2 protein-coding genes are annotated in these 1,457 nt (G+C 54.7%); both read left to right on the top strand.

Annotation, left to right across the window (positions count from 1 at the left end; all coding sequences use genetic code 11):
* Positions 1 to 577 precede the first annotated feature (577 nt).
* Entirely contained in the window at positions 578 to 973 is a 396-nt protein-coding gene (locus EOL86_14885) for an NADH-quinone oxidoreductase subunit A (GenBank protein NCD26854.1), read from the top strand.
* Positions 937 to 1,457: NADH-quinone oxidoreductase subunit B (locus EOL86_14880; protein NCD26853.1), on the top strand; the 521-nt coding region annotated here is incomplete at its 3' end. The genes EOL86_14885 and EOL86_14880, both read left to right, overlap by 37 nt.

Here is a 1,457-nt window from a genome sequence, read left to right as displayed (position 1 = left end):
TGGCGCTTGCGTCACCGTGCCCAGGTACTGAAAAAAATTCTCGGGGGCCCACGCTTGGAATTGGGAATTTTTGATCCAACTTTTCTTGATTGTTTCGGGGAAAGCCCGATTCGATCAAACATGTTCATGCAACCAAAAAGTGACCACAAATCCAGAAAGGCGTCTGTAATTCCCACGAAATTATAAACAAAACGGTAGCTCCAAAATCACGAAACAGAATACGCCCTGTTCAACAGCGAAAATTTGTATCAGAAGGATGCAAAACAATGCCTCGCCCGTGTATCATCCAAGCACACTTGCCAGAATGAAAAACTTATGTATCCTTGCTCAGTTTTTTTGGAGCCCGACGATATCCATCTCAACACAAAAACGAGGTCTGCATGAATAACTGTCTTAAATTTTGTGAATTTTATCACATCACCGGAAACAACCGCGCATTTTTCTCCCATGAAAAAATACATCGGATGCGCCAAGTCCCATGCCGCGACAGCGCGTGAACACGGACCGGAGTTGTTGTCCTTGTTCGCCAGAACACTGCGTTTCCATTCACCTTTTTACATAAAAACAGGTGGTGCCCATGGTCTTCGGTTGGATGAATTTTTCGATACTGCTTTTTTTGGCGGCGGGTTTGGCCTTCGCCATCGGCCCGCTCATCGTGTCCATTTTGTTCGCGCCCAAAACGCCCGGCGGCGCGTTCGCCGAATCCTACGAGTGCGGCATTCCCGTCCATGGCCGGCAGGCCTGGGTTCGATTCGGGCTCACCTTTTACTTCTACGCCCTGATCTTCCTCGCCTTTGACGTGGACGTTCTCTACCTCTTCCCGGTGGCGGCCCAGTATTCCGATACCCAGGGGTGGGCGGCGTTTTGGCAGGTCCTGGTCTTCATCGCCGTGCTCTTTGCCGCGATCTTCTATTTTTCAAGCAAAGGAGTCTTCACATGGCCCAAACGCATCCGCGTATCCAACCAGCAATAACGGACATTGTCCCGCCCCGGGTGGACGTGAAACCCGTGCAACAGATTCTGGACCTGTGCCGGGCCATGTCGCTGTGGCCCATGACCTTCGGTCTGGCCTGCTGCGCCATTGAAATGATGTCCGCGGGCATGGCCCGGTTCGACATCTCCCGCTTCGGCGCGGAAGTGTTCCGGCCGTCGCCGCGCCAAGCCGATCTGATGATCGTGGCCGGCACGGTGACCCGCAAGATGGCCCCGGCCCTGGTGCGCCTTTACGAGCAGATGCCCGCGCCCAAATACGTCATCGCCATGGGCAACTGCGCCATTTCCGGCGGTCCCTTCGCCGGCGAGCACAACTATAATGTGATCGAGGGCGTGGACACCCTAGTGCCCGTGGACGTGTATGTTCCTGGTTGTCCGCCCCGGCCCGAGGGACTTTTGGAAGGCCTGTTCCTGCTCCAGGAGAAAATCTCCGGCAAACGCTGGTGGCCCGAGGCCAAGGGAGG

This window comes from Deltaproteobacteria bacterium (genome assembly GCA_009930495.1).
Taxonomy (GTDB): domain Bacteria; phylum Desulfobacterota; class Desulfovibrionia; order Desulfovibrionales; family Desulfomicrobiaceae; genus Desulfomicrobium.
Note: the sequence above shows the minus strand (reverse complement) of the source record. Positions and strands in the feature narration are given on the sequence as shown.